At 65.3% G+C, this 24,894-nt stretch carries 20 protein-coding genes; 8 read left to right on the plus strand and 12 right to left on the minus strand.

All coding sequences use genetic code 11. From position 1 onward, the window contains the following. Positions 1 to 45 precede the first annotated feature (45 nt). The 11 genes from CQ050_RS19770 to CQ050_RS19820 all read right to left on the minus strand — a co-directional run bounded on the left by CQ050_RS19770 (position 46) and on the right by CQ050_RS19820 (position 10,257). Entirely contained in the window at positions 46 to 318 is a 273-nt protein-coding gene (locus tag CQ050_RS19770) for an oxidative damage protection protein (protein ID WP_006218476.1), read from the minus strand. Between the two features lie 106 nt (positions 319 to 424). Then, a complete protein-coding gene (gene argA / locus CQ050_RS19775; protein WP_105558522.1) occupies positions 425 to 1,783 on the minus strand; it encodes an amino-acid N-acetyltransferase in 1,359 nt (452 codons plus the stop codon). A 159-nt stretch (positions 1,784 to 1,942) separates the two neighbouring features. Then, positions 1,943 to 2,617 carry an amino acid ABC transporter permease gene (locus CQ050_RS19780; RefSeq protein WP_105558523.1) on the minus strand — a complete coding sequence of 225 codons (675 nt, stop codon included), beginning with the start codon at positions 2,615 to 2,617 and terminating at the stop codon, positions 1,943 to 1,945. 42 nt (positions 2,618 to 2,659) lie between these two features. Beyond that, a complete protein-coding gene (locus CQ050_RS19785) occupies positions 2,660 to 3,337 on the minus strand; it encodes an amino acid ABC transporter permease (RefSeq protein ID WP_233214170.1) in 678 nt (225 codons plus the stop codon). Positions 3,338 to 3,358: 21 nt separating this feature from the next. After that, the gene (locus CQ050_RS19790) at positions 3,359 to 4,105 is read right to left on the minus strand and encodes an amino acid ABC transporter ATP-binding protein (RefSeq protein WP_105558524.1); all 747 of its coding nucleotides are present in this window, start codon (positions 4,103 to 4,105) and stop codon (positions 3,359 to 3,361) included. A gap of 29 nt (positions 4,106 to 4,134) precedes the next feature. Next, positions 4,135 to 4,989 carry a transporter substrate-binding domain-containing protein gene (locus CQ050_RS19795; RefSeq protein ID WP_105558525.1) on the minus strand — a complete coding sequence of 285 codons (855 nt, stop codon included), beginning with the start codon at positions 4,987 to 4,989 and terminating at the stop codon, positions 4,135 to 4,137. 10 nt (positions 4,990 to 4,999) lie between these two features. Beyond that, positions 5,000 to 5,947, minus strand: a complete 948-nt coding sequence (locus CQ050_RS19800; protein ID WP_105558526.1) for an N-carbamoyl-D-amino-acid hydrolase — start codon at positions 5,945 to 5,947, stop codon at positions 5,000 to 5,002. 10 nt (positions 5,948 to 5,957) lie between these two features. Beyond that, positions 5,958 to 7,448 (minus strand): dihydropyrimidinase, encoded by a 1,491-nt coding sequence (gene hydA, locus CQ050_RS19805; RefSeq protein WP_105558527.1) that lies wholly within the window; start codon positions 7,446 to 7,448, stop codon positions 5,958 to 5,960. Positions 7,449 to 7,476: 28 nt separating this feature from the next. Next, positions 7,477 to 8,256, minus strand: a complete 780-nt coding sequence (locus CQ050_RS19810) for an SDR family oxidoreductase (protein WP_105558528.1) — start codon at positions 8,254 to 8,256, stop codon at positions 7,477 to 7,479. A gap of 11 nt (positions 8,257 to 8,267) precedes the next feature. Further along, positions 8,268 to 9,194, minus strand: a complete 927-nt coding sequence (locus CQ050_RS19815; RefSeq protein WP_233214172.1) for a dihydrodipicolinate synthase family protein — start codon at positions 9,192 to 9,194, stop codon at positions 8,268 to 8,270. Positions 9,195 to 9,315: 121 nt separating this feature from the next. Beyond that, complete coding sequence (locus CQ050_RS19820) at positions 9,316 to 10,257, minus strand: LysR family transcriptional regulator (protein WP_105558529.1); 942 nt, start codon at positions 10,255 to 10,257, stop codon at positions 9,316 to 9,318. 137 nt (positions 10,258 to 10,394) lie between these two features. On the opposite strand from CQ050_RS19820, the gene CQ050_RS19825 reads away from it, so the two are divergent. The 3 genes from CQ050_RS19825 to hrpA all read left to right on the plus strand — a co-directional run bounded on the left by CQ050_RS19825 (position 10,395) and on the right by hrpA (position 16,516). Continuing rightward, positions 10,395 to 11,075 (plus strand): aspartate/glutamate racemase family protein, encoded by a 681-nt coding sequence (locus CQ050_RS19825; RefSeq protein ID WP_105558530.1) that lies wholly within the window; start codon positions 10,395 to 10,397, stop codon positions 11,073 to 11,075. A gap of 7 nt (positions 11,076 to 11,082) precedes the next feature. Then, the gene (locus CQ050_RS19830) at positions 11,083 to 12,492 is read left to right on the plus strand and encodes an FAD-binding oxidoreductase (RefSeq protein WP_105558531.1); all 1,410 of its coding nucleotides are present in this window, start codon (positions 11,083 to 11,085) and stop codon (positions 12,490 to 12,492) included. Between the two features lie 91 nt (positions 12,493 to 12,583). Beyond that, on the plus strand, positions 12,584 to 16,516 hold the full coding sequence (gene hrpA, locus CQ050_RS19835; protein ID WP_105558532.1) for an ATP-dependent RNA helicase HrpA: 3,933 nt from the start codon (positions 12,584 to 12,586) through the stop codon (positions 16,514 to 16,516). A 39-nt stretch (positions 16,517 to 16,555) separates the two neighbouring features. On the opposite strand, the gene lpxO is transcribed toward hrpA, so the two are convergent. Further along, entirely contained in the window at positions 16,556 to 17,455 is a 900-nt protein-coding gene (lpxO, locus tag CQ050_RS19840) for a lipid A hydroxylase LpxO (protein WP_105558533.1), read from the minus strand. A gap of 127 nt (positions 17,456 to 17,582) precedes the next feature. Between lpxO and dnaE the strand changes: the two genes are divergently transcribed. The 5 genes from dnaE to CQ050_RS19865 are packed head-to-tail and all read left to right on the plus strand — an operon-like array spanning position 17,583 to position 24,889. Next, positions 17,583 to 21,074, plus strand: a complete 3,492-nt coding sequence (gene dnaE / locus CQ050_RS19845; protein ID WP_105558534.1) for a DNA polymerase III subunit alpha — start codon at positions 17,583 to 17,585, stop codon at positions 21,072 to 21,074. Further along, positions 21,074 to 22,174 carry a glycosyltransferase family 4 protein gene (locus CQ050_RS19850; RefSeq protein WP_105558535.1) on the plus strand — a complete coding sequence of 367 codons (1,101 nt, stop codon included), beginning with the start codon at positions 21,074 to 21,076 and terminating at the stop codon, positions 22,172 to 22,174. Before dnaE ends, CQ050_RS19850 begins: the two co-directional genes overlap by 1 nt. Next, positions 22,171 to 23,019, plus strand: a complete 849-nt coding sequence (locus CQ050_RS19855) for a polysaccharide deacetylase family protein (RefSeq protein WP_105558536.1) — start codon at positions 22,171 to 22,173, stop codon at positions 23,017 to 23,019. Before CQ050_RS19850 ends, CQ050_RS19855 begins: the two co-directional genes overlap by 4 nt. Then, positions 23,016 to 23,768 (plus strand): glycosyltransferase family 2 protein, encoded by a 753-nt coding sequence (locus CQ050_RS19860; RefSeq protein ID WP_105558537.1) that lies wholly within the window; start codon positions 23,016 to 23,018, stop codon positions 23,766 to 23,768. The genes CQ050_RS19855 and CQ050_RS19860 overlap by 4 nt, the downstream gene beginning before the upstream one ends. Continuing rightward, positions 23,765 to 24,889, plus strand: coding sequence for a glycosyltransferase (locus CQ050_RS19865; protein ID WP_105558538.1), 1,125 nt, complete (start codon positions 23,765 to 23,767; stop codon positions 24,887 to 24,889). The genes CQ050_RS19860 and CQ050_RS19865 overlap by 4 nt, the downstream gene beginning before the upstream one ends. Positions 24,890 to 24,894 lie beyond the last annotated feature (5 nt).

The raw sequence follows: 24,894 nt of genomic DNA on the forward strand, positions 1-24,894 counted from the left end.
GAACGGGGTCGCCGATGCCGTCCGGCACCGTCGGCGCAGCTGGAATCAGGCCGAGGGCGGGACGTAGCCGTGCGCTTCCACGGTGCCGTCTTCGAACAGAAAGCGTTCCATCTGTTCTTTCAGGTATTTGCGTGCGCGGGCGTCGGCCAGGTTCAGGCGGTTTTCGTTGACCAGGCGGGTCTGGATGGCCTTCCATTCTTCCCAGGCTTCCTTGGAAATGCTCTGCCAGATCTTCGTGCCAAGTTCGCCGGGGTAGGGAGGAAAGTCCAGCCCTTCGGCTTCACGCTTCAATTTCACACAGTTGACGATACGGGACATGGTTCGCTGCCGGAAAGATAGATAACGGCGTATTTTAACGGGCTTGGCGTCCAGGGGGCGCCAAGCCCCTTCAAGCCCTGCGGTCAGGGCCTGATCGACGCGGCGGTTACAGCTTTTTGATGAAGACCATGCTGTTACGCGAACGGTTGTAGTTGTTCTGCTTTTCGCGGGGCAGGTCGGCCACGCCACCCTGCACGAATCCGCGCTTGATGAACCAGTGCGAGGTCCGGGTGGTCAGCACGAACAGGCGCTTGGCGCCGGTGGCCCGCGCGCGGGACTCCATGTGGCGCAGCAGAATCTCGCCTTCGCCGGAGCCTTGCCATTCGGGATGCACGATCAGGCAGGCCATCTCGGCCATCTGCTCGTCGGCGAACGTGTGCAGCGCGGCGCAGCCGTAGATCACGCCGTCGTGCTCCAGCACCGTGAAGTTTTCCACGTCCCGTTCGATCACGCTGCGCGGGCGCGGAACGAGGGTGCCGTCGGCTTCCAGCGGTTCGATCAGGCTCAGGATGGCGCCCACGTCGTCGATCGTCGCGGCGCGCAGGTCATCCAGCGTGTCTTCCACCACCATGGTGCCCACGCCGTCGTGGGTGAAGATCTCCAGCAGCACGCTGCCGTCCAGCGCGAATGGCAGCAGGTGGGCGCGCGCCACGCCGCGCTTGACGGCCAGCGACGCGTATTGCAGGAAGGCGTGCGTTTCTTCGTCCAGTTCGCCGCCTGCCAGCAGGGCGTCGGCATCCACGCGGGCCAGTTCGGTGTCCAGCGTGCCGTCGTCGTTCAGCACGCCTTGCGAGCTGGACAGGAAGATCAGCTTTTCGGCGCGCAGCGCCACGGCGACGCTGGTGGCCAGGTCTTCCATGGCCAGGTTGAACGCGTCGCCCGTCGGCGAGAAGCCCAGCGGCGACAGCAGCACCACCGACGAGCCTTTTTCGATGGCGAACTTCAGCGCGTCGATGTCGATCTTGCGCACCTGGCCGGTGTGCTTGTAGTCCACGCCGTCCAACACGCCAGTGGGGCGGGCCGTCACGAAATTGCCGGAAATGACGCGGATGTGCGCATGCGACATCGGCGTGTTGGGCAACCCCTGGCTGAACGCGGCTTCGATGTCCAGCCGGATTTCGCCCGCGGCCTCCTTGGCGCATTCCAGCGCGGCGGCGTCGGTCGGCGCCAGGCCACGGTCGAATTGCTGCGTGTACCCCTTCAGGCGCAGCTGTTCATTGACCTGCGGGCGCGAACCGTGCACCAGCACCAGCCGGATGCCCAGCGACGACAGCAGGGACAGATCCTGCACCAGCGCATTCAGCGCGCCAGCCTGCACCAGTTCACCACCGAACGCCACCACGAAGGTCTTGCCTCGGAATGCATGCACATAGGGCGCCACGTCTCGAAACCATCGGACGAACTGGGCGGGTGCGAATTCTGGGGCTTCAAGGGCGGAGACGGTGTCGGGTTCCAGGTCGGGCATGATGTGGGTTGCAAGGTCCTATGAGATCGCGGGACGGCGTGGCCTTGGGCCTGGCCGCTCGCGCCGCCGGGGGCGGCGCTACGCGGAATTATATGGCCGCAAGGCCCCCTCACCGTTGCAACGCGTGACAGGATTTGTTGCGTGACGCCCACGCCGCCCTCAGTGGCCGGGCAGGTGCCGGTGCTCCAGCCGGCTCAGCAGGCGTACCACCGGCCACAGCAGCACCAGGTAGAACAGGGCGGCCAGCACGATCGGCGACGGGTTGTAGACCAGCGACTGGGCGTCCCGCGCCACCCGCAGCAGCTCGGGCAGCGCGACGGCGCTGGCCAGCGTGGTCAGCTTGACCACTTCAAGCGTGTTGCTGATCAGATCGGGCATGACATTGCGCGTGGCTTGCGGAATCTGCACATGCCAAAGCGTTTGCCAGCTGGACAGCCCGGTCGATCTGGCCGCTTCGATCTGGCCGCGCGGCACGCTTTCCAGGCCCGCCCGGAACACCTCGCCGTAATAAGAGGAATTATTCAGCATGAAGCCGATGGCCACGGCGAGCAGCTTGGGCAGGTCCATGCCCAGGAACGGCGCGCCGAAGTAGATGAAGATCAGCAGCACCAGCGGCGGCAGCGCTCGGAAAAAATCGATATAGACCGCCAGCAGCACCCGCGCCCAGCGCCGCTTGAGCGTGATCGACAGCACGCCGATCAAGAGGCCCGAGGCCAGCCCCACCGGAATCACCATTGCCGACAGCAACAGCGTGCGGCCCAAGCCTTGCAGCAGGTAGGGCGCGACATTCTTGTAGATATTCAGATTGAAAAAATTCTGCAGGATTTCATCCATGCCATTCCCCTTGGTCCGTGTAGCCGGCTCGGTGCTTCGACTTCAGTGCTTCCACTTGAAGCGCGTTTCGGTCCATCGGCCCAGAATCACCACGGGCAAAAAGATCAGCAGGCAGGCGATGGCCGCCAGCGTCAGCGGCGTGGCGTTGCCCGCGTTGCTGCTGGCCGATTGCGCGTTGTTGAGCACCTCGCTCAAACCCACCACCGACCCCAGCGCCGTGCTCTTGGTGATGGCGATGACGCGGTTGGTCAGCGGCGCGACCGTCAGCCGCATGGCTTGCGGCATCACCACATACACCATGCTTTGCAGCCAGTTCAGGCCCGTCGAGCGGGCGGCTTCGGCCTGGCCGCGCGGCACCGACAAGATGCCGGCCCAGAAGATTTCTTCGGCAAACGCCGCCAGCACCAATGACAGCGACAGCCAGCAGGCCATGAAGGCCGACATCGACAGGTTGATGTAGGGAAACGCAAAGAACAGCAGCATGATGACGACCAGCGGCGGCAAGGCGCGCAGGATGTCGGCAAAGCAGATGATCAGGAAGTTCAGCGGCCGGATGCGCAGCGCGCGCACCACGGCCAGCACCAGGCCCAGCGCCACGCCGGTGGCAGCCACCGCCACCCCCAGTTGCAGCGTGATCCACATGCCGGACAGGATGTCCGGCAAATATCGCCAGGCGACTTCCGCGTTGAAGAAGGAAAACAGCAGGGCTTTCAGATCCATGGAATACGTACCGGATGCGCGCTAGGCGGCATGTTCCGCCATGCGGGCAAGGAATGCCTGCGTGCGGGGTTGACGGGGGGCGCCAAAGACGTCCTGCGGCGGGCCTTGCTCGACGATCACGCCGCCGTCCATGAACACGACGCGGTCGGCCGCCGCTTTGGCGAATCCCATTTCGTGGCTGACCACCATCATCGTCATGCCGTCATGCTTCAATTCGCGCATGACGTTCAGCACGCTGCCGACAAGCTCGGGGTCCAGCGCGCTGGTGGGTTCGTCAAACAGCACCACCTTGGGCCGCAGCGCGAGCGATCGTGCAATCCCCACGCGCTGCTGCTGGCCGCCGGACAATTGGTCGGGAAACGACGATGCCTTGTCGGCCAGGCCGACGCGGTCCAGCGCCTCCATGCCGCGCCGGTCCGCTTCGGCCCGCGCCAGCTTCTGCACCTTGCGCAACGCCAGCGTGATGTTGGACAGCACCGACATGTGGCGGTAAAGGTTGAAGTGCTGAAACACCATGCCGATGTTCTGGCGGATGCGGTTCAGCGGGGCGGCGGGCGCCGTGATTTCGTCGCCATCGACATGGATGCTGCCGGCGGTGGCCTCTTCCAGCCGGTTGCAGCAGCGCAGCAGGCTGCTTTTTCCCGAGCCGGACGGACCGATCATGAAGACCAGTTCGCCCCGTTTCACCTCCAGGTCGATACCCTTGAGCACCGCGTTGTCGCCGTAGGACTTGTGCAGCCCGGCGATTTTCAGGATGGGAGTGTCCATCGTGTGGCTCCTGGTTTGCGGGCGTGGGTTCAGCTGCAACGCAGTTCGACGGGCGTGGCGTCGTAGCCGGGCAGATCCGGCACGCCCTGGCCCGGCGTGACGGTCACGGCGGCGGCGCCGGCCGGAGGCGTGAAGCCAAACCACTTCTGCGCAAGCTTGGACACGGTGCCGTCCTGCTTCAGGCACTTCAGGGCGGAAGACACGCGGTTGCGGCCTTCCTTGTCATCCAGCCGGAACGCCAGCGCCCAGACCAGGCCCGTCTTGATGGTGTAGCTGGTGCGCACGGCGGGGTTCTGCTTGGCGGCCCACGCCGCGACGGTGTTGCCGGCCAGGTTGGCGTCGGCGCGGCCGGACTGCACCGCCTGCACGGCATCGGCGTTGGACGCATAAACGTCGTACTTGAAGCCGTATTTGGCGGCGTTGTCGCGCGCCCAGTTCTCGTAGGCCGAGCCTTTGTTGACCGCCAGCTTGCGGCCCTTCAGGTCGTCCAGCCCGGCAATGTCCTTGCCGGACTTGGCGATCACGAAGGTGTAGTCCGTGTTCAGGTAACCCTCGGAAAACAACAGTGCGCGGGCGCGCTCCTCGGTGGCCGTGGTGGGCGCCAGCACGAAGTCGTACTTCTTGGCGTTCAGCCCCGGAATCAGCGCGGCGTACTCGGTTCCTTCGATGGTGATGGTGGTGCCCAACTGCTTGGCAATCGCTTGGCCCAGTTCGATGTTGAAGCCGTCCAGGCCGCCGCCCAGCTTCGGCATGGCGTGGGGCGCAAAGGTGGCGTCCACGCCCGTCGTCAGGGGTTTGGCGGCATGGGCCAGGCCTGCGCCGGCCAGCAACAGGGTCAGGCCACAGCGGCTGGCGAATGAAAGGATACGGATGTTGCGGTTCATGGCGGGTCCTTTAGGGAAGAGGCGTCTTGCCCAGCGCCGGCCCGGCCCCCACGCGCTCAAGAATCAAGCCGTAGTGTTCCGGGCGCCGATGGGCGGCGAAGTTGAAGATGTGTTGCTTGAAGGTGTCTCCCAGGGCCAGGTCGGCCTGGCAAAAAATCACCTCATCCTCCTCCCCCTGCGCCTGCGCCACGATCTCGCCCGTGGGCGCGACGATGGCTGATCCGGCGATCAGGTGGCTGCCGTCTTCCACGCCGGCCTTGCCTGCCGCCGCCACCCACACCGCGTTTTGATACGCGGCGGCCTGCAAGCTGAGCAGGTGGTGGAACATGCGCAAGTGGACCGGTTCATTCCAGTGGATATTCAATGACGGCGTGTTGTATCCCAGCGCCACGACCTCGGCGCCTTGCAGCGCCAGCACGCGCCAGGCTTCCGTCCAGCGGCGGTCGTTGCACAGACACATGCCGATGCGTGTGCCCAGGGTTTCCCAGACGTTGAAGCCGTCGTTGCCGACTTCAAAGAATTTCTTTTCCAGATGCTGGAACGGCGCCTGCGGCTTGTGGTCGCTGTGTCCCGGCAGGTGGATCTTGCGATAGCGTCCGACGATGCGCGCGTTCGTGTCGACCAGGATGCTGGTGTTGAAGCGGCGTCCATCCGACGCGATTTCGGCATAGCCCAGGTAGAAACCAATACCCAGCTCGCGCGCCGTGTCGAACAGGATGCGGGTATCGGGGCCCGGCATTTCCTTTTCGAAGTAGCGCGCCACGGCTTCTTCCTCGGTCATCCAATAGCGCGGAAAGAAGGTCGTCAGCGCCAGCTCCGGGAACACCACCAGCTTCGCGCCGCGCGCATGGGCCTCGCGCATCATGGCCAGCAGCCGGGCCACGGCCTGGCGCCGGGTTTCCTCGGGCTGCACCGGGCCCATCTGCGCGACCGCCAGGCCAAAGGGACGTTTGCTCATCGTGTGTTCCTTAGTCGTGGGAAGGGGTGGGGGCGGTATTGCTGAAGTACTTGCGCACCAACGCGTCCGGGTTGCCGTTCAGGCGCTGGCGCAGCACCGGTTCCGGCGTGCCGCGCTTGATGAACTGGCCGCTGCCGCGCGCCACGTGCAATTCGCCGTTTTCAACCGCGATGCGCCCACGGCTGATCACCACTTCCGGCCAGCCGCGCACCGTCTTGCCTTCATAGGGCGTGTAGCCCACGTTGTCGTGCAGCATGGCGGTGCCGATCGTGACGCTGCGTTCCGGGTTCCAGATGGCGATGTCTGCGTCCGCGCCGACCGCGATCGTGCCTTTCTTGGGGTACAGGCCGTAGGTACGGGCATGGTTCGTCGAGGTCAGCGCGACGAAGCGCTCGATGCTCAGGCGTCCGCTCAGCACGCCTTCCGAAAACAGCAGCGGCATGCGGACCTCCAGCCCGGGCACGCCATTGGCCACGTCCTTGAACGTGGTGTCCTCGCCCTTGGGCAACTTGCCGCTGGCGTCGAACCGGTAAGGAGCGTGGTCGGACGAATACAGCTGCAGCGTGCCGTTGATCAGTCCTTGCCACACGGCTTCTTGCGACGCCGGATCGCGCGGCGGCGGGCTGCAGCAGAACTTGGCGCCTTCCAGCCCGGGCAGGTCGATGTCGTCGGCGGTCAGGAACAGGTATTGCGGGCAGCTTTCCGCATGAATCGGCAGGCCCAGCGCCTGCGACGAGTGCACGACGCGCACCGCTTCCTGGCCCGCCACGTGCACGATCAGGATCGGCACGTCCATCATGCGCGCCAAGCTCACGGCACGGTTCGTCGCTTCGCTTTCTGCCAGCGGCGTGTGGGCCACGGCATGGTATTTGGGCGCGGTCATGCCGCGTTCGGCCAGGCGGCGCGCCACCCAGCGGATCATGTCGTTGTTCTCGGCATGCACCATGACCAGCGCGCCCTCGCGGTCGGCCACTTCCAGCACGTCCAGCAGCTGGTAGTCGTCCAGCTTCAGCCGGTCATACGTCATGAAGACCTTGAACGAGGTGATGCCGTTGCGGATCAATTCGGGCAGGTCGTGGCGCAGCGCCTGTTCGGTCGGGTCCGACAGGATCAGATGGAAGCCGTAGTCGATGACGGCCTTCTCGGCGGCGCGGCGCGCATAGTCGGACACGACCTCGGGCAAGGCGTTGCCGCGGTGCTGGGCCGCGAACGGAATGATGGTGGTGGTGCCGCCGAACACGGCCGACACGGTGGCGCTATGGAAATCGTCGGCGCACATGATGCCCATGCCGGACAACTGTTCAACGTGGCAATGGCTGTCAATGCCGCCGGGCAGCACCCAGCGGCCGGCCGCGTCGATGTCCCGCGCGCCGGGCGCCAGGCCCTGGCCCAGCGCCGCGATGACGCCATCGCGCACGCCGATGTCGGCATGGAAAGTGTCGGTGGCCGTGCTGATGCGGCCGTTGCGTATCGTCAGGTCAAAGGGGGCGACGTGGGTCATGGGGCAAGGGGGAAAAAGGAAGAAGGGATCAGAGCGTGCCGGGGTAGATGCCGCCATCCAGCACCAGGTTCTGCCCGGTCATGAAGCCGGCGCGGGCGCCGCACAGGAACGCGCAGGCATCGCCGAATTCGGCCGGATCGCCGTAGCGGCCGGCAGGCACCGTCGCCAGTCTTGCCGCCAGAACGTCATCCACCGTTTTGCCGGCGTCGCGCGCGGCACGTTCGGCGGTCTGGCGCAGCCGGTCGGTCAGGAACGGGCCGGGCAGCAGATTGTTGATGGTGACGTTGTGCCGCACCGTCTGGCGCGCCAGGCCCGCCACGAAACCGGTCAGTCCGGCGCGGGCGCCATTGGACAGGCCAAGAATGTCGATGGGCATCTTCACGGCGGCCGACGTGATGTTGACGATGCGGCCAAACCGGCGCGCGATCATGCCGTCCACCGTGGCCCGGATCAGGGCGATCGGCGTCAGCATGTTGGCGTCCAGCGCCGCGATCCAGTCTTCGCGTGACCATTCTCGAAAGTCACCCGGCTTGGGGCCGCCCGCATTGGTGACGAGAATGTCGGGTTCGGGGCAGGCCGCCAGCAGGGCTTGCCGGCCGGCCTCGGTGGTGACGTCGGTGGCCACGGTAACGATGGTCGCGCCCGTCTCCCGGCGAATGGCCTCGGCCGCCGCGTCCAGTGTTGCCGCGGTGCGCGCGGCCATCACCACGTCCACGCCTTCTCGCGCCAGCGACCATGCGCAGGCCAGGCCCAATCCTTTGCTGGACGCGCACACCAGCGCGCGCTTGCCCCGGATTCCCAGATCCATGTCGAACCTCCTCAGTCTTGAACGGCTTGGCGGCCGGTGGCGGCCAGCGACAGGCCCACGCGCGCGACGGTGGCTTCCAGTTCGGCGGCGGTCACCGGGTCGATGCGCATACCGGGCGAACGCAAGGCGTAGCTCTTGATGGCGCCACGGCGCTGGTACACATACTTGCGCAGGGCCAGGCCGATCTTGGGCTGGAATTCGTAGCGGATCAGTGGGCAGTAGCGGTCGAAGATGGCGGCGGCGCCGGCCTTGTCGCCGCGCGCGTAGCGTTCATAGATGGCCACCAGGATTTCGGGAAAGGCAAAGCCCGTCATCGTGCCCACCGCGCCGCGTTGCAGCTCTTCCAGGAAGTACACGCCGCCCAGCCCGCCGAAGATCAACATGTCCTCGTCGGGCACCAGTTCGCGGATCCGGCTGATCTTCTGCGCGACGGGCGGCTCTTCCATCTTGATCATGTGCACGCCGCCTTCGCGGCCCAGCCGCGCCACGACTTCAGGGCGAATCTCGGTGCCGAACGAGTCGGGAAAATCGTGGATGACGACCGGAATCCGCACGGCGTCGGCCACGGCCTTGTAGTAGTCGAACAGCAGCGCGTCGTTGGCGTTGTCCAGCGGCGCGGCGAACACGGCGGCCGCGCCCAGGTCCTGGGCTTCCCGCGCCTGCTCGATGGCGCCCGCGATGCCGTGGGCGCGCACGCCCACCCACACCGGCACGCGGCCGTCGGTATGGTCGACGAAGGTCTTCAGCACCTGTCGGCGTTCTTCATTGGACAGCTTGTGCAGCTCGCCCAGGAACCCCAGGATGGCCAGGCCGGTGACGCCCGTTTCCAGCAGGAAATCGACCAGGGTGCGGATGCTGTCGGCATCCACCTTCAAGGCGTCGTCAAAGGGCGTGGGGCAAATGGTGAAGACGCCTCGGGCGTCAATGGAACCAGCCATCATTTCTCCGTCAGGATGCGTGAAAACCGAAAGCGAAAACAGCGTTTCGGTTGTCATCCTAATGCGGATGTTTTAGGACTCCACTTGCTTTTTTATTGCCTTGGTATAACACCGAGTTAAGTCAAGGTTTACCCTTGGCAGGGTTTGTCTGGACGGAATTCGAGAGCTCGAAACCCTGTTCCTGCAGCGTGTGCCGCAAGACATCCGCGAAGGCTTGCGCCAACTGCGACAGCGGCTCGAAACGCGACTGCACCAGGTTCGCCGTCAGGATCTTCGCCTGGTTGATCGGGCGCACGACGAAGTCCCCCTGAGTACGGCTCTTGACCGAGAATTCGTCCACGATGGCGATGCCGGCGCCGGCCTGCACGAGCGAACAGGCGTTCTGCGGCGAACTGACCTCCACCGCCACCCGGCGCGTGTGTCCGGCCTCTTGGTACATCTGTTCGACCAGCGTGCCAAAGGGGGTGTCACCGCCGTACGAAATCAGCGGATAGGGTAGCAGGTCGGCAATGGACAAGAGCGAGCGGTGCGCCAGCGGATGGTTGTAGGGGCAGATGCAGACCAGCCGCGCCTGGCCGATGGCCTGCGTGAGCAGGTTGGGATGCTGGACAGGCAGGATCACCACGCCCAGCTCCGCGCGGTTCTCCAGCAGCATCTGCGTCAGCGGCTGCTGTGTCAGCGGGTGGAACGTGATCTTTACGTCGGGATGCGTTTCGCGAAAGCGCGTGATGGTCATCGGAATCAGCATGTGGCCGATGCTGGGGCTGGACACCAGGTGCAGGATGCCGCTGCGCCGTTCGGCCAATTCCGCGGCCAACTCGCCCACGCGCCGCACGCCGGCATACACCGCTTCAACCTCGCGGAACAACTGCCGCGATTCGGGCGTGGGGTAGAGCCTGCCCTTGATGCGCTCGAACAACGCGAATCCCAGTCGCTGTTCGGTATGCGACAAGAGGCGGCTGACGGCCGGCTGGGACACGAACAACAGCTTGGCTGCCCCGCTGATGGTGCCGGTCGTCATGACCGCGCGGAAGACCTCGATTTGTCGCAGATTCAGTTGCATGGCGCGCACGCTGGGGTGGGGTCGAAAAAAGCATAACAAAGAGTTAAGGGAAACGCACAAATTGACAATGGATGCTTAGGGGGCGGCGCAGCTAGACTGGCGCCGTATCCTGACCAATCCCTTACCCGGACAGACAAATGGAACAAACCCTTTTTGTCATCAATCCCAATTCCACCCAGGCCGTGACCGATGCGTTCGATGCGGCCCTGGAGCCGCTGCGCGTGGCGGGTGGCCCCCGCATTCAATGCCTGACGTTGGCCGAAGGCCCGGCGGGCGTGCAGACGCAGATGGACGTGGAAAGCGTGACCTTGCCGCTGGCCCGGCGCGTGCGCGAACTGGACGCGGAGCATGGCGCCGCCGCGGCGGGCTACGTCATCGCCTGCTTCAGCGACCCCGGCCTGCACGCGGTGCGCGAGGTTACGGCCAAACCCGTGTTGGGCATCAGTGAATGTGGCATGTTGACGGCGCTGACGTTGGGCCAGCGGGTGGGCGTGATCGCCATTCTGCGCCAGTCGCTGCCGCGCCATGGCCGGCTGTTCGGGGCGGCCGGCCTGTCGGGCCGCGTGGCCGCCGAGTTGCCATTGGACCTTGCCGTGGTGGAATTGTCGGACGTTGCCCGCACACGCGAACGGCTGCTGCAAGTGGGCCGCCGCCTGCGCGACGAGCATCTGGCCGATGTGCTGGTGCTGGGCTGCGCCGGCATGGCCAACTACCGGGGCTGGTTGCAGGCCGAACTGGGGGTGCCTGTCGTGGAGCCGACGCAGGCGGCGGCAGCCATGGCCATCGGCCGCATCCAGCTCAATTGGCACGGCGCCTGAGGCCGTCATGCGCAAACCGGAATTGATCGAACGCTTATCGCATCTGGTGGGCGATACCGGACTGGTGCTGGATGCCGAGGGACAGGCGCCTTACGTGCGGGATTGGCTGGGCAAATGGCAAGGCGGCACGCCCGTGGTGGTGCGCCCGCGCAACGCCACCGAGGTCTCGGCCGTGATGCGGCTGTGTCATCAGAGCCGTACGCCGGTGGTGCCGCAGGGCGGCAACACCGGCATGAGCGGTGGCGCCACCCCGGACGCCAGCGGCGCGCAGGTGATCCTGAGCTTGAACCGGATGACGCGCATCCGCGAGGTGGACCCGGTCAACAACACGCTCTGCGCCGATGCCGGGGTGCTGCTGGCCGACGTGCAGCAGGCCGCACGCTGCGCGGGGCGGCTGTTCCCGCTAAGCCTGGGTTCCGAGGGCAGTTGCACCCTTGGCGGCAACCTGGCCACGAATGCCGGCGGCACGGCGGTGCTGCGTTATGGCAATACGCGCGACCTGGCGCTGGGCCTGGAAGTGGTGTTGCCCGATGGCCGGGTCTGGAACGGCTTGCGCGGTCTGCGCAAGGACAACACCGGCTACGACCTGAAAAGCCTGTTCATCGGCTCCGAAGGCACGCTGGGCATCATCACGGGCGCCATGCTGAAGCTGTTTCCCGCACCCGCCGGCCGCGCCACCGCGTGGGTCGGGGTGGAGTCGCTGGCGCAGGTGGTCGGCCTGTTGACGCGCATGCAGGCGGCCTGCGGAGACCGTCTGACCGCGTTCGAAATGATGTCGGCGCGTTGCCTGGACCTGATCGTGGCCCACGTTGACGGCGCCGCCAATCCGCTGTCCGCGCGCCATCCGTACTACGCGCTGCTGGAACTGTCCGACACCGAACCGTCCGGTCTGCCCGCCATGCTGGAATCCACGCTGGGCGGGGCGCTGGAGGCGGGCCTGATTCAAGATTGCGTGATCGCCATGAACGACAGCCAGGCGCAATCGATGTGGCGATTGCGCGAAGGCATTTCGCAGGCGCAGATGCGGGCGGGCAAGGCGGTCAAGCACGACATCGCCGTGCCCATTTCGCGGCTGGCGGCCTTCGTGGACGAGGCCGACCTGGCGCTGATGTCCGAGTTTCCCCATCTGCCCGTCGTGAACTTCGGCCATATCGGCGACGGCAATCTGCATTACAACGTGTTGTTGCCGCTGGACGTGGCGCCCGCCGAGTACGCCCGCCTGACGGCCGCCCTGAACCGCCGCGTGCACGATCTGGTGGCGCAGCGCGGGGGCAGCATCAGCGCGGAACACGGGGTGGGGCAGCTGCGCCGCGACGAGCTGCGGCGTTACAAGTCGCCCGTGGAAATGGACCTGATGCTGATGATCAAGCGCGCGCTGGACCCCAACCAGCTGATGAACCCGGGCAAGCTGTTGTAGCGGTCGCGGTCGGGCAGGGGCCGCGAGTGGCCGGGCCCGGGCGCGAAATCGCCAGAAATTTATAATGTCGGGCTAATTGGATAAATCCTACATGCCTGAATCCTCCCGCCCGCGGGCGCCTGCCAAGCCGGCGCCGCAATCCGGGGGCCAGAAATCGCCCCGGAACGAGCCCCGTAGCACGCCCCGGCCCGAGCGCCCCATCCCTGTGGTGACCTACCCCGAAGACCTGCCCGTCAGTGCGCGGCGGCAGGAGATCGCGCGCGCGATCGCCGGCCATCAGGTCGTGATCGTCAGCGGGGAAACCGGCTCGGGCAAGACTACCCAGTTGCCCAAGATCTGCCTGGAGCTGGGCCGCGGCCGTCAGAAGATGATCGGCCATACCCAGCCGCGCCGCCTGGCGGCGACCTCGGTGGCCAAGCGCATCGCCGAAGAACTGAATACGCCGATGGGCGAAGTCGTGGGCTATCAGGTGCGGTTCAACGACCGCACCGGCCCCAACGCGTCCATCAAGCTGATGACCGACGGCATCCTGCTGGCCGAATCGCAGCGCGACCCGCTCTTGCGCCGCTACGACACGATCATCATCGACGAGGCGCACGAACGCAGCCTGAACATCGATTTCCTGCTGGGCTACCTGAAGCAGCTACTGCCGCGGCGTCCGGACCTGAAGCTGATCATCACGTCGGCCACGATCGACGCCGAGCGATTCGCCCGCCACTTTGCCGCGTCCGAAGACAAGCCCGCACCCGTCATCGAGGTGTCGGGCCGGCTGTATCCGGTCGAAGTCCGCTACCGGCCCGTGCGCGAGGAACTGCCCGAAGACGCCGCCGCCCCGGCCGCCAAGTCCGGGCGCGAGCGCGAGCGCATGTCCGGCGACGAAGAACGCGACCTGATCGACGCCATCGTGGATGCCGTGGACGAATGCGCCCGCCATGGCCCGGGCGACGTGCTGGTGTTCCTGCCCGGCGAGCGCGAAATCCGCGAATCCGCCGAGGCCCTGCGCAAGCGTCATCCCGCCGGCACCGAGGTGCTTCCGCTGTATGCGCGCCTGTCGCAGGCCGAGCAGGAACAGATATTCCATCCGCGCACCAATGCGCGGCGCATCGTGCTGGCCACCAACGTGGCGGAAACCTCGCTGACCGTGCCCGGCATCCGCTTCGTGGTCGACAGCGGGCTGGCGCGCATCAAGCGCTATTCCTGGCGCAACAAGGTCGAACAGCTGCGGATCGAGCCGATCAGCCGGGCCTCGGCCAACCAGCGCGCCGGCCGTTGCGGCCGCGTAGGGCCAGGCCTGTGCATCCGGCTCTACGACGAACTGGACTTCAATAACCGCGCCGCCTTCACGGATCCGGAGGTGCTGCGGTCATCGCTGGCATCCGTCATCCTGCGGATGAAGTCGCTGAAGCTCGACGATATCGAACAGTTCCCCTTCGTCGAGGCGCCGCCTGGGCGCGCGGTGGCCGACGGCTACCATCTGCTGCAGGAATTGGGTGCGATCGAGCTCGCATCCGCATCGGACGACGACCCCGAAGCCACGCGGACCGGCGCATCTTTCGTATTGACCGAGACCGGGCACGAACTGGCCAAGTTGCCGGTGGACCCGCGCATCGGCCGCATGATCCTGGCCGCGCGCGAGCACCAGTGCCTGGGTGAAATGCTGATCATCGCGTCGGCCCTGTCGGTGCAGGACGCGCGCGACCGCCCCATGCAGGAACGCGAGGCGGCCGAGGCGGCGCACGCCAAGTTCGCCGACGACAAATCGGAATTCATCTCCTTCCTGAAACTGTGGCGCTGGTATGGCGAGCAGGTGCAGCACAAGGCCTCGCAGCGCAAGCTGGTGAACCTGCTGCGGCAGAACTTCCTGTCGCCCATCCGGCTGCGCGAATGGCACGATGTCCATACGCAGCTGGCGGCGCTGGTGGGCGAGCAAGGCTGGCGCGTCAACCAGGTGGAAGCCACATACGAACAGCTGCATCTGGCGCTTTTGTCTGGCCTGTTGGGCAATATCGGCTTCAAGAGCGACGAGGGCGGCCATTACCAGGGCGCCCGCGAAATCCGTTTCCACATCCATCCGGGCTCGCGCCTGGTGAAGAAGGCCGGGCGCTGGATCATGGCGGCCGAACTGGTCGAAACCACGCGCTTGTATGCGCGCTGCGTGGCGCGTATTGATCCGGTGTGGCTGGAAAAGGTGGGCGCCCACCTGATCCGCAAGAACTGGTCGGACCCGCGCTGGGAGAAGAAGGCCGGGCAGGTCGTGGCCAACGAGCGCGCCACGCTGTATGGGCTGACCATTTACACGGGCCGCCGCATCCACTATGGCCGCGTGAACCCGACTCACGCGCGCGAATTGTTCATCCGCCAGGCGCTGGTGCCCGGCGAGATCGATACGCGGCTGCCCTTCGTGGCGCACAACCGCAAGCTGATCGCCGGCATCGAAAAGCTGGAGCACCAGACCCGCCGTCCGGACATCCTGGTGGACGACGAGCTGATCTTCGCCTTCTACGACCGCCAACTGCCGGCGGATATCTCGCAGACGGCGTCGCTTGAGAAATGGGTATCCGGCCTGGACAAGGCGGCCGCCAGCAAGTTGATGCTGACCCGCGACGAACTGATGCGGCACGAAGCCGCCGGCGTGACGACCGATGTGTTCCCCAAGAAGGTGGAATGGCAAGGCGTGTCGATGGCGCTGGACTACCACTTCGAGCCCGGGTCCCCCCGGGACGGCGTGACGCTGTCGGTGCCGCTGTTCGCGCTGAATCAGATCGACCCGGAACGTTGCGAATGGCTGGTGCCGGGCATGCTGAAGGAAAAGGTGCATCTGCTGCTGAAGTCGCTGCCGCAAAAGCTGCGTCGCCATTGCGTGCCGCTGCCCGATTACGCCGCTGGCTTCTACGAGCGCTGGTTCGATCGGCAGGCGGATCCGCGGCAGGGCCTGGTGGATGCCATCATCGCCGACATGTGGGACCAGGTGCAGGTGCGCCCGGCCGTGGGCGACTTCAAGCTTGAAACCCTGCCGCCCCACCTGTTCATGAATTTCCGCGTGGTCGATGAGCACGGCCGCATGCTGGCCGCGGGGCGCAATCTGGCGCAGCTGCGGGCGGAATTCGGCAAGCAGGCGCAGGCCACCTTCCAGCAATTGGCGGCCAGCGATACGCAGGTGGCCCAGGCGCTGGCGCACGAAAATCTGACGACCTGGTCGTTCGGGCCGTTGCCGGAAATCATGGAAATCAAGCGGCGCGGCCAGTCGGTCATCGGCTATCCGGCGCTGGTGGACCGGGGCGCGCATTGCGACCTGGACGTGTTCGACGATCCCGACGAGGCGCGCAAGCATCACCGCGCGGGCCTGTTGAAACTGTTCCGGCTGGGGCTGCGCGAGCAGGTCAAGTTCCTGGAAAAGAACCTGGCCGACCTGACCAAGATCAGCATGCTGTACATGACGCTGGGCACGCAAGAGGAATTGCGCGACCAGATCATTGATTGCGCGCTGGGGCAGGCCTGCCTGGCCGAACCCTGGCCGGTGAATGAACAGCAATTCGATGCGCGCCGCACGGAAGGCAAGGGCCGGCTGGGCCTGCTGGCGCAGGAAGTGGCCAGGCTGGCAGGCGCGGTGCTGACGGAGTACGCGGCATTGCAACGCAAGTTGCCGCAAGCAAAACCGCATGCGGCGGCGTACGCGGATTTGCAGCAGCAGCTAGGCGCGCTGATGCCGAAGATGTTCATCCGCGACACGCCGTATTCGCAGCTTTCGCACTATCCGCGCTACCTGAAGGCAGCCGTGGCCCGCATCGACAAGTTGCGGGCGGACCCGGGCCGCGATGCGAAGCTGGTGGCGGAAATGGCGCCGTTGGTCACGCAGTATCAGCGCGCGCGGGCGGCATTGAAGGGGGCGCCCGATCCTCGGCTGGACGAATTCCGATGGTTGCTGGAAGAGCTGCGGGTGGCGTTGTTCGCCCAGGAACTGCGGACGCCCATGCCGGTTTCGGTCAAGCGGCTGATGAAGAGCTGGGAGTCGCTGAAGCGTTGAGGCGGTGGGCCGGCGCCTCTTGGGCGCGGCCCGGCCGTATTACAGGGCGAGAAAGCCCAGGATGACCAGGGCAATCAAGGCGTACTTGGTGGCCTTGTAGGCCGTCCGGTTCCAGGTCTTGAACGCTTTGCGCTTCTGGTCGATGACCCAGTGCGCGTGCGTCAACCGGTTGATGGCGCCGGTCTGGTCGCTGCCATCGTTGGGCGAGCTGGCGGCCGACATGACCACGCGGCCGAACCAGCGGTTGAACGCTTCAGCCCAGCCCCACTTCAGCGGGCGCTCCACGTCGCAGAACAGGATGATCCGGTTTTCATCGGTGTGGTTGTACGCCTCGTGCACATAGGTTTCGTCGAACACCACGCTTTCGCCATCGCGCCAGCTATAGGGTTCGCCGTCCACGATGATGTGGCAGCGGTCGTCGTTCGGCGTCACCAGGCCCAGGTGATAGCGCAGCGAACCGGCGAACGGGTCGCGGTGCGGGTTCAACTGGCCGCCGGGGGGAAGCTCGGCGAACATCGCGGCCTTGACCTTGGGCAGGGTCTTCAGGATGGCGACGGTCTTGGGGCACAGTTCTTCGGCCGACGGGTGGCGGGCGTCATACCACTTCAGGTAGAAGCGTTTCCAGCCGTACTTGAAGAAAGAGTTGAAGCCGATGTCGTTATGGGCGTCGGCCGCCTTGATGCGCTGCAATTCGGCCATTTGCACGGCTTCCTCGCGGATGGTCTCCCAGTTGTCGTCCAGCACCTTGAGTTCGGCGATTTCACTCGTGGTCAGGTAGGGGGTGGACGGCACGCGAGAGGCCAGCACCATGAACGCGTTGACCGGAGCCAGGAGCACCGAGTGGTCCAACATCTGCCGACCCAGCGGCAGTCTTACTCGGCCTCGGAAGTGCGCAAACAGGATGGCGGCCAGCCAGATCCCGGGTATTAACCATTTCATACGTAATCGTTGTCCTGCGACAGATGGGTCATGTCTACCTATATTGTTACACAAGGTCCGTGGCGCCCCCTTTGCGGAATCTCGGGCGCATCGGCTTGGACCGGGATCCCTAGGTACAATTCCCGCTATGTCCGAAGCCGTAACAACCCCGACCCCTTTTGTGCATCTCCGCGTCCACTCCGAGTTTTCGGTGGTGGACGGCATCGTGCGCATCCCCGACCTCATCAAACGCGTCGCCAAGCTGGGCCAACCGGCCGTGGCGCTGACCGATCTGTCGAACCTTTTCGGTCTGATCAAATTCTATAAGGGCGCGCGCGGCGCGGGGGTGAAACCCATCGCCGGCTGCGATGTCTGGCTGACCAACGACGACGACCCGGCCAAGCCGTTCCGTCTGCTGTTGCTCGTGCGCAACCACCAGGGTTACCTGAACCTGTGCGAACTGTTGTCCAAGGCCTTCCTGACGAACCAGGGCAAGGGCCGCGCGGAAATCCGCCGTGAATGGCTGCAAGGCCAGCAGGGCCTGATCGCGCTGTCCGGGGGGCGCATGGGCGACGTGGGTCAGGCGCTGGACGCCGGCAACGCCGTGTCCGCGCTGGCCTTGGCGCGCCAATGGGCGCTCCTGTTTCCCGGCAGCTACTACATTGAATTGCAGCGGGCCGGCATGGACGGCGACGAGGCCTATACGCAGGCGGCCATGCGGCTGGCCGGCGAGGCCGGGCTGCCGGTGGTGGCCACCCATCCCGTGCAATTCCTGGATGAATACGAGTTCCAGGCCCACGAGGCGCGCGTTTGCATTGCCGAAGGCGAAATCCTGGCAAACCCGCGCCGCGTGCGCCGCTTCACCAAGGAACAGTATCTACTCAGTTCCGAGGAAATGGCCCGGCGTTTCGCCGATGTGCCTTCGGCCCTGGCCAACACGGTCGAAATCGCCAAACGCTGCAACCTGAGCCTGGTGCTGGGCAAGCCGCGGCTGCCCAATTTCCCCACGCCCGAGGGCGTGACGCTGGACGATTACCTGGTCCAGTTGTCGGAAGAAGGCCTGGAAAAACGCATGGCGTTCCTGTTTCCCAACGAGGCGGAACGCGAGTCCAAGCGCGAGCAATACTACGAGCGCCTGCGCTGGGAATGCAAAACCATCATCCAGATGGGGTTCCCCGGTTACTTCCTGATCGTGCAGGACTTCATCAACTGGGGCAAGAACAACGGCGTGCCCGTCGGCCCCGGACGCGGTTCGGGCGCGGGTTCGCTGGTGGCCTATGCGTTGGGCATTACCGACCTGGACCCGATCCGCTATGACTTGCTGTTCGAGCGCTTCCTGAATCCCGAGCGGGTCTCCATGCCCGACTTCGATATCGACTTCTGCCAGGACAACCGCGAACGCGTCATCGACTACGTCAAGGAAAAGTACGGCCGCGCCGCCGTCAGCCAGATCGCCACGTTCGGCACGCTGGGCGCCAAGGCCGTGGTGCGCGACGCCGGCCGCGTGCTGGACATGCCCTACATGTTCTGCGACGGCCTGTCCAAGTTGATCCCGTTCAACCCGATGGATCCCTGGACGCTGGAGCGCACCCTGAAGGACGAACCCGCCTTCAAGGACCGCTACGAGCAGGAAGAGGAAGTGCGCGCGCTGGTCGACCTGGCCAAGCCGCTGGAAGGCCTGACCCGCAACATCGGCATGCACGCCGGCGGCGTGCTGATCGCACCCGGCAAGCTCACCGACTTCTGCCCGCTGTATTGCCAGCCGGGCCAGGAGAACAGCGCGGTCTCGCAGTTTGACAAGGACGACGTCGAAGCCGCCGGCCTGGTGAAGTTCGACTTCCTGGGCTTGCGCAACCTGACGATCCTGGATTGGGCCGTGCGCTACGTGCGCCAGTTCAACGAGGACAAGCGCGACTTCGATGTCATGGCGCTGGAACTCGACGACCCCGCCGCCTACAAGATCCTGTGCGACGGCAACACCACCGCCGTGTTCCAGCTGGAATCGCGCGGCATGAAGGAGCTGCTGAAAAAGCTGCGGCCGAACACCTTCGAAGACATCATCGCCATGCTGGCCCTGTATCGTCCGGGGCCGCTGGAGTCGGGCATGGTGGACGACTTCGTCAATCGCAAGCACGGCCGCGCCGCGGTGGACTACTTCCACAACGACCTGGAAGGCACCCTGAAAAGCACCTATGGGGTCATCGTCTACCAGGAACAGGTGATGCTGATCTCGCAGATCATCGGCGGCTACTCGCTGGGCGGCGCCGACCTGCTGCGCCGCGCCATGGGCAAGAAAAAGCCCGAGGAAATGGCCAAGCACCGCGAATTGTTCGAGCAAGGCGCCAAGGAAAAGGGCCACGACCCGGACCTGGCGGTCAAGCTGTTCGACCTGATGGAAAAGTTCGCGGGCTACGGCTTCAACAAGTCGCACTCGGCCGCCTATGCGCTGATCTCGTACCAGACCGCGTGGCTCAAGGCCTATCACCCGACCGAATTCCTGGCCGCCACCATGTCTTCCGATATGGACGACACGGACAAGGTCCAGATTTTCTGCCGCGACGCCCAGGACAACGGCGTTGAAGTGCTGCCGCCCGATGTCAATTTTTCGGGCTATCGCTTTGAACCCGTCAAGGACAAGTACACCGAAAAAGGCAAGCCGCCGCGCACCATGCGCTACGGCCTGGGCGCCGTCAAGGGCACCGGGCAGGGCGCAGTCGAAGACATCCTGCGTGCCCGCAAGGAAGGCGGCCCGTTCCTGAACCTGTTCGACTTCTGCCGCCGCGTCGGCAAGCAGGCCGTCAACCGCCGCACCATCGAAGCCCTGATCAAGGCTGGAGCCTTCGACACCATCGAACCCAACCGCGCCGCCATGCTGGCGTCGGTGCCTACCGCGATGGAAGCCGCCGAACAGGCGGCGCGCAGCGCCAACCAGGCCTCGCTGTTCGGCGACGATAGCGGCGACGTGGTTGCGGGCGAACTGGCCAAGGTCGCGCCGTGGGACCTGCACAAGAAGCTGACGGAAGAAAAATCCGCGCTGGGCTACTACTACAGCGGCCACCTGTTCGACGCTTGGCGCGACGAAGTCCGCCGCATCGTGCCGATGCAGCTGGCGCGCGTGGAACCGCAGCGAGACCTGCAATGGATGTGCGGCGTGCTGGCCAGCGTGCGCGTCATGATGACCCGCCGCGGCAAGATGGTGTTCGCCGTGCTGGATGACGGCACCGCGCAGGTGGAGATCTCGGTGTTCAACGAACTCTACGAGAAGCACCGCAACCGGTTGCGCGAAGATCAATTGGTCATCGTCCAGGGCAAGGTCAGCAACGACGACTATTCCGGCGGCATGCGCATCGTGGCCGAACAGCTGTACGACCTGCAGTTGGCCCGCGAAGCGCGCGCCAAATCCTTGCGGGTCAAGCTCAACGGGTCGGCCGACGCGGCGCGCTTGCGCCAGATGCTGAACCCGTTCCGCGCCGAGCCCGAAAACGGCATCCCCGGCGTGCCGATCGATATTGTCTATACCAAGAACAATTTCCTGTGCACGGTCCGGTTGGGCGAGGAGTGGCGGGTTCGCATGGCGGACACGCTGCTTGAAAACCTGAATGCCTGGACCAAGCCGGACGGAGTCGAGGTCACCTATTGATGCGAAATCTGCGTATCGTGCATTCGGAAGCCGCCACGAGCTTTGGCGGCCAGGAAGGGCGGATCTTCAAGGAAATGACGGCCATGCGCGCGCGCGGCCATCATCTTGAAGCCATCTGCCAGCCCAAGGCCTTGCTGGCTGAACGTCTGTCCGATGCCGGCTTCACGGTGCACAAGATAGAGATGGACGGGCCCGTGAACTACCTGAAGGGCGTGGCGGCCGTCCGCGGCATCCTGAAGGAAGGGCGCTTTGACGTACTCAACACCCATAGCCGGCGCGATACCGTCATCGCGGCGGTCGGTGCCAGATTGGCGGGCACTGCGCTGATCGTGCGGACCCGCCACCTGTCGAACAAGGTGGGCTCCCTATGGTCCTATACCTGTCTGCCGCACAGGGTCACGACGGTCAGTGATCATGTGCGCAAATACCTGATCGAACGCGGCGTGCCCGCCAACAAAGTGGCCACCGTTTACTCGCCCATCGTGCTGCCGCCGCCCGTCGAGCGCTCGACGCTGCGCGACGAACTCGGCCTGGCCGAAGACGATATCGTCGTGGGCTGCGTGGCCGTCATGCGCGCCACCAAGGGGCACAAGGACCTGATCGACGCGATGGCGCCGCTGATGGCAAGCCGGCCCAAACTGCATCTGGTGTTCGTCGGCGGCGGGTCGCCCGTCTTTGAGCAGACCCAAGACTACGTGGCCGAACTCGGCCTGCAAGACCGGATCCACCTGATGGGCATGCGCCGCGACGTGCCAAATCTGCTGGCCGGATTCGACCTGTTCGCACTGGCCACGCAGCAGGAAGCGTCGGGCACCGTCTATGTCGAAGCCCAGGCCAGCGGTTTGCCTGTGATCGGCACCGACGTGGGCGGCGTTTCCGAGATGCTGCGCAATGGCGATACCGGCATCCTGGTGCCTCCCAAGAATCCCCAGGCGCTGACCGACGCGCTAGCGCGCCTGATCGACGACCCGGCCCTGCGGCGACGCATGGGCGAAGCCGGCCACAAGATGGTCTGGGAAGAGGCCGTGTTTTCGCCCGCCCGCCTGGCCGAAACCACCGAAGCCGTCTACCTCAAGTGGCTGGCGGAGCGGGCGGGATGAACGCGCCCAACGTCCCCGTGCTGATGTACCACCATGTCACGCCCGCGGGCGGCATGATCGCGGCGACACCCGACGTATTCGATGCCCAGATCTCGCGCCTGGCGCGGGCGGGATACCAATCGCTGTCCGCCAGCCAGTTCGCGGCGTATCTGGCGGGCGGCCCGGCGCCTGAACGGTCCGTGCTGATCACCTTCGATGATGGCTACCTGAACAACTGGGTGCACGCGCATCCCGTGCTGGCGCGCCACGGCATGCATGCCGTGCTGTTCACCATCACGGGCTGGATCGGCGACGGTCCCGTGCGGCCGCATGCGGGACAGGGCGGTCCGTTGCCGGCCACGCCCGATCACGACGCCTGCAAACAGCTGGTGGCTGCGGGTCGCCCCGACGAGGCCATGCTGCGCTGGAGCGAAATCGAAGCCATGCAGGCGGCGGGCACCTTCGAGTTCCATTCCCACACGCATACCCATACCCGCTGGGACAAGGTCTGTGGCGCCGACGTGGACGCCAAGCGTGACCACATCGCACAAGAGCTGCACGACTCCCGCAAGACCCTGCTGCAGCGCCTGGGCGCCGTCAGCGACCATCTTTGTTGGCCGCAGGGCTATTTCGATGCGGATTATGTGGCCGCCGCCCGGCAGGCAGGCTTTGCGCACTTGTACACTACCGACCCTTTCGGGCAGAACACGCCTGGCGCCGACCCCGGACACATCTTTCGTTTCGCGGTGCGCAATCAGGGCGGAACCTGGCTGAACCGGCGCATCTGGCTGTCGCGCGACCCCTTCTGGGGGCCTCGCTACCACGCCTGGAAAGCCTGGAAAAAGCGTCTTAGGAATCGCGGATGAAGCTATCAGTCATCATCATCACCAAGAACGAAGCGGCGAACATCGCCGCCTGCCTCAAGTCCGTGGCTTTCGCCGACGAATTCATCGTGGTGGATTCGGGTAGCACCGACGGCACCGTCGAGCTCGCGCAAGCGCTGGGCGCACGCGTTGAAATCACGTCCGACTGGCCTGGCTTCGGGCCCCAGAAGAACCGGGCGCTGGACTTGGCGACAGGCGATTGGGTACTGTCCATCGATGCCGACGAGCACGTCACGCCCGAACTGGCCCGCGAAATCCAGGAAGTGCTGGCGAATCCGCGCGCCGACGCCTACGAGATCGCCCGGCTGTCGAATTTCTGCGGCAAGGACATCCGGCATAGCGGCTGGTGGCCCGATTACGTGCTGCGCCTGTTCAAGCGCGGCACGGCGCGCTTCACCGACGCCGCGGTGCACGAGCGTGTCGTGCCGGCCAACGGCCAGCCGCTGAAAATGCAGGGCTACTTCAATCATTACCCCTATGACAACCTGGACGCGCTGATCAACAAGGTCAACCGCTATTCCTCGGATGCCGCGGCGATGATGTACGCCAAGGGGCGCCGCACGTCGATCTTCGGCGCGTTGGGCCATGGTTTCTGGACCTTCGTGCGCATCTATCTGATCCGGCGCGGCTTTCTGGATGGCAAGCACGGCCTGGTGCTGGCGGTGACGGCGGCGGCAGGCAGCTTTTTCCGCTATTCCAAGCTGATGTTCCTGGCCGAGAAACAGAAGTGAAGATCCTGTACACGAACTTCCACGCCGGCAACGGCGGGGGGCACGTCACCTACATCATCAACCTGGCGAAAGCGCTGGCGCGCGATCACGAAATCACCGTGGCGGCCCCCGCCACCAGCCGGCTGCACCGCTACGCCCGCGCCATTCCCGGCGTGACGGTGGTCGACATGCAGTACACGACCCGTCCGTCCTCCTGGTTCAAGGACCGCGCGCAACTGCGCCGCCTGATCAAGGCAGGGCGCTTCGACATCATCCATGTCAACGGTTCGGCCGACCACAAGCAGGTGATGCTGGCCACGCTGGGCATGGCGCGCCGTCCGCGCATCGTGTTCACCAAGCACAACGACCATCCGCTTACCAGCTTCGGTCACAAGCTGCGCGTCGCGCTGGCAACCGACCACGGCATCGCCGTCAGCGATTACGTGCATGGCCTGATGCAGCGTTCGCCCTACAGCAAGCGCCCCATCACGACCATCCGGCACGGCATCGACACGAATTTCTTCGCCCCGCCTCCGCCCGAAAGTCTGGACAAGCTGCGCGCGCTGATCTTCGGCGCCGAGTGGGAAGGCAAGCTGCTGCTGGGCAGCGCGGGGGGCACCGACTACGACAAGGGCTGGCTGGATCTGGTGGCGGCGGTGGCGGCATTGCCGCCAGCCGACAAGGCGCGCGTGCTGCTGATGGTGGCGGGCGATCCGCCTTCCGAGGCCAAGCTGGCCCGTGTGCGCGAGCTGGGCATGATCGACCAGGTGCGGTTCCCCGGCCTGCTCGACGATGTGCGCGCCGCGCTGGCGTCATGCCACGCGGGCTTCGTGCTGTCCTATCGCGAAGCGCTGTCCTTCGCCTGCCGCGAGATCATGGGCCTGGGGTTGCCCGCGCTGGTGACCGATGCGGGCGGGCTGCCTGAAAACGTGACCGACGGCGTGGATGGCTGGATCGTGCCGGTGCGCGATGTGCCCGCGATGACGGCCAAGCTGCGGTTCATGCTCGAGCATCCGGATACGGTTCGCGCCATGGGCGTCCGTGCCCGGGAAACCAGCCTGCGCGACTTCAATATCGACCGTTTCGCCGCCGCCACAGTCGACGTCTACCAGCGTACGCGGGATGGACGCCGGGCCCTATAATCCGG

The sequence above is a fragment of the Achromobacter sp. MYb9 genome, assembly GCF_002975275.1.
In the GTDB taxonomy this organism is placed as follows: domain Bacteria; phylum Pseudomonadota; class Gammaproteobacteria; order Burkholderiales; family Burkholderiaceae_B; genus Achromobacter.

Excerpts from the sequence above, each read along its gene's own strand:
- CQ050_RS19770 (WP_006218476.1), bottom strand. The coding sequence starts at position 318 with ATGTCCCGTATCGTCAACTGTGTGAAATTGAAGCGTGAAGCCGAAGGG.
- argA (WP_105558522.1), bottom strand. The coding sequence starts at position 1,783 with ATGCCCGACCTGGAACCCGACACCGTCTCCGCCCTTGAAGCCCCAGAA.
- CQ050_RS19780 (WP_105558523.1), bottom strand. The coding sequence starts at position 2,617 with ATGGATGAAATCCTGCAGAATTTTTTCAATCTGAATATCTACAAGAAT.
- CQ050_RS19785 (WP_233214170.1), bottom strand. The coding sequence starts at position 3,337 with ATGGATCTGAAAGCCCTGCTGTTTTCCTTCTTCAACGCGGAAGTCGCC.
- CQ050_RS19790 (WP_105558524.1), bottom strand. The coding sequence starts at position 4,105 with ATGGACACTCCCATCCTGAAAATCGCCGGGCTGCACAAGTCCTACGGC.
- CQ050_RS19795 (WP_105558525.1), bottom strand. The coding sequence starts at position 4,989 with ATGAACCGCAACATCCGTATCCTTTCATTCGCCAGCCGCTGTGGCCTG.
- CQ050_RS19800 (WP_105558526.1), bottom strand. The coding sequence starts at position 5,947 with ATGAGCAAACGTCCCTTTGGCCTGGCGGTCGCGCAGATGGGCCCGGTG.
- hydA (WP_105558527.1), bottom strand. The coding sequence starts at position 7,448 with ATGACCCACGTCGCCCCCTTTGACCTGACGATACGCAACGGCCGCATC.
- CQ050_RS19810 (WP_105558528.1), bottom strand. The coding sequence starts at position 8,256 with ATGGATCTGGGAATCCGGGGCAAGCGCGCGCTGGTGTGCGCGTCCAGC.
- CQ050_RS19815 (WP_233214172.1), bottom strand. The coding sequence starts at position 9,194 with ATGGCTGGTTCCATTGACGCCCGAGGCGTCTTCACCATTTGCCCCACG.
- CQ050_RS19820 (WP_105558529.1), bottom strand. The coding sequence starts at position 10,257 with ATGCAACTGAATCTGCGACAAATCGAGGTCTTCCGCGCGGTCATGACG.
- CQ050_RS19825 (WP_105558530.1), top strand. The coding sequence starts at position 10,395 with ATGGAACAAACCCTTTTTGTCATCAATCCCAATTCCACCCAGGCCGTG.
- CQ050_RS19830 (WP_105558531.1), top strand. The coding sequence starts at position 11,083 with ATGCGCAAACCGGAATTGATCGAACGCTTATCGCATCTGGTGGGCGAT.
- hrpA (WP_105558532.1), top strand. The coding sequence starts at position 12,584 with ATGCCTGAATCCTCCCGCCCGCGGGCGCCTGCCAAGCCGGCGCCGCAA.
- lpxO (WP_105558533.1), bottom strand. The coding sequence starts at position 17,455 with ATGAAATGGTTAATACCCGGGATCTGGCTGGCCGCCATCCTGTTTGCG.
- dnaE (WP_105558534.1), top strand. The coding sequence starts at position 17,583 with ATGTCCGAAGCCGTAACAACCCCGACCCCTTTTGTGCATCTCCGCGTC.
- CQ050_RS19850 (WP_105558535.1), top strand. The coding sequence starts at position 21,074 with ATGCGAAATCTGCGTATCGTGCATTCGGAAGCCGCCACGAGCTTTGGC.
- CQ050_RS19855 (WP_105558536.1), top strand. The coding sequence starts at position 22,171 with ATGAACGCGCCCAACGTCCCCGTGCTGATGTACCACCATGTCACGCCC.
- CQ050_RS19860 (WP_105558537.1), top strand. The coding sequence starts at position 23,016 with ATGAAGCTATCAGTCATCATCATCACCAAGAACGAAGCGGCGAACATC.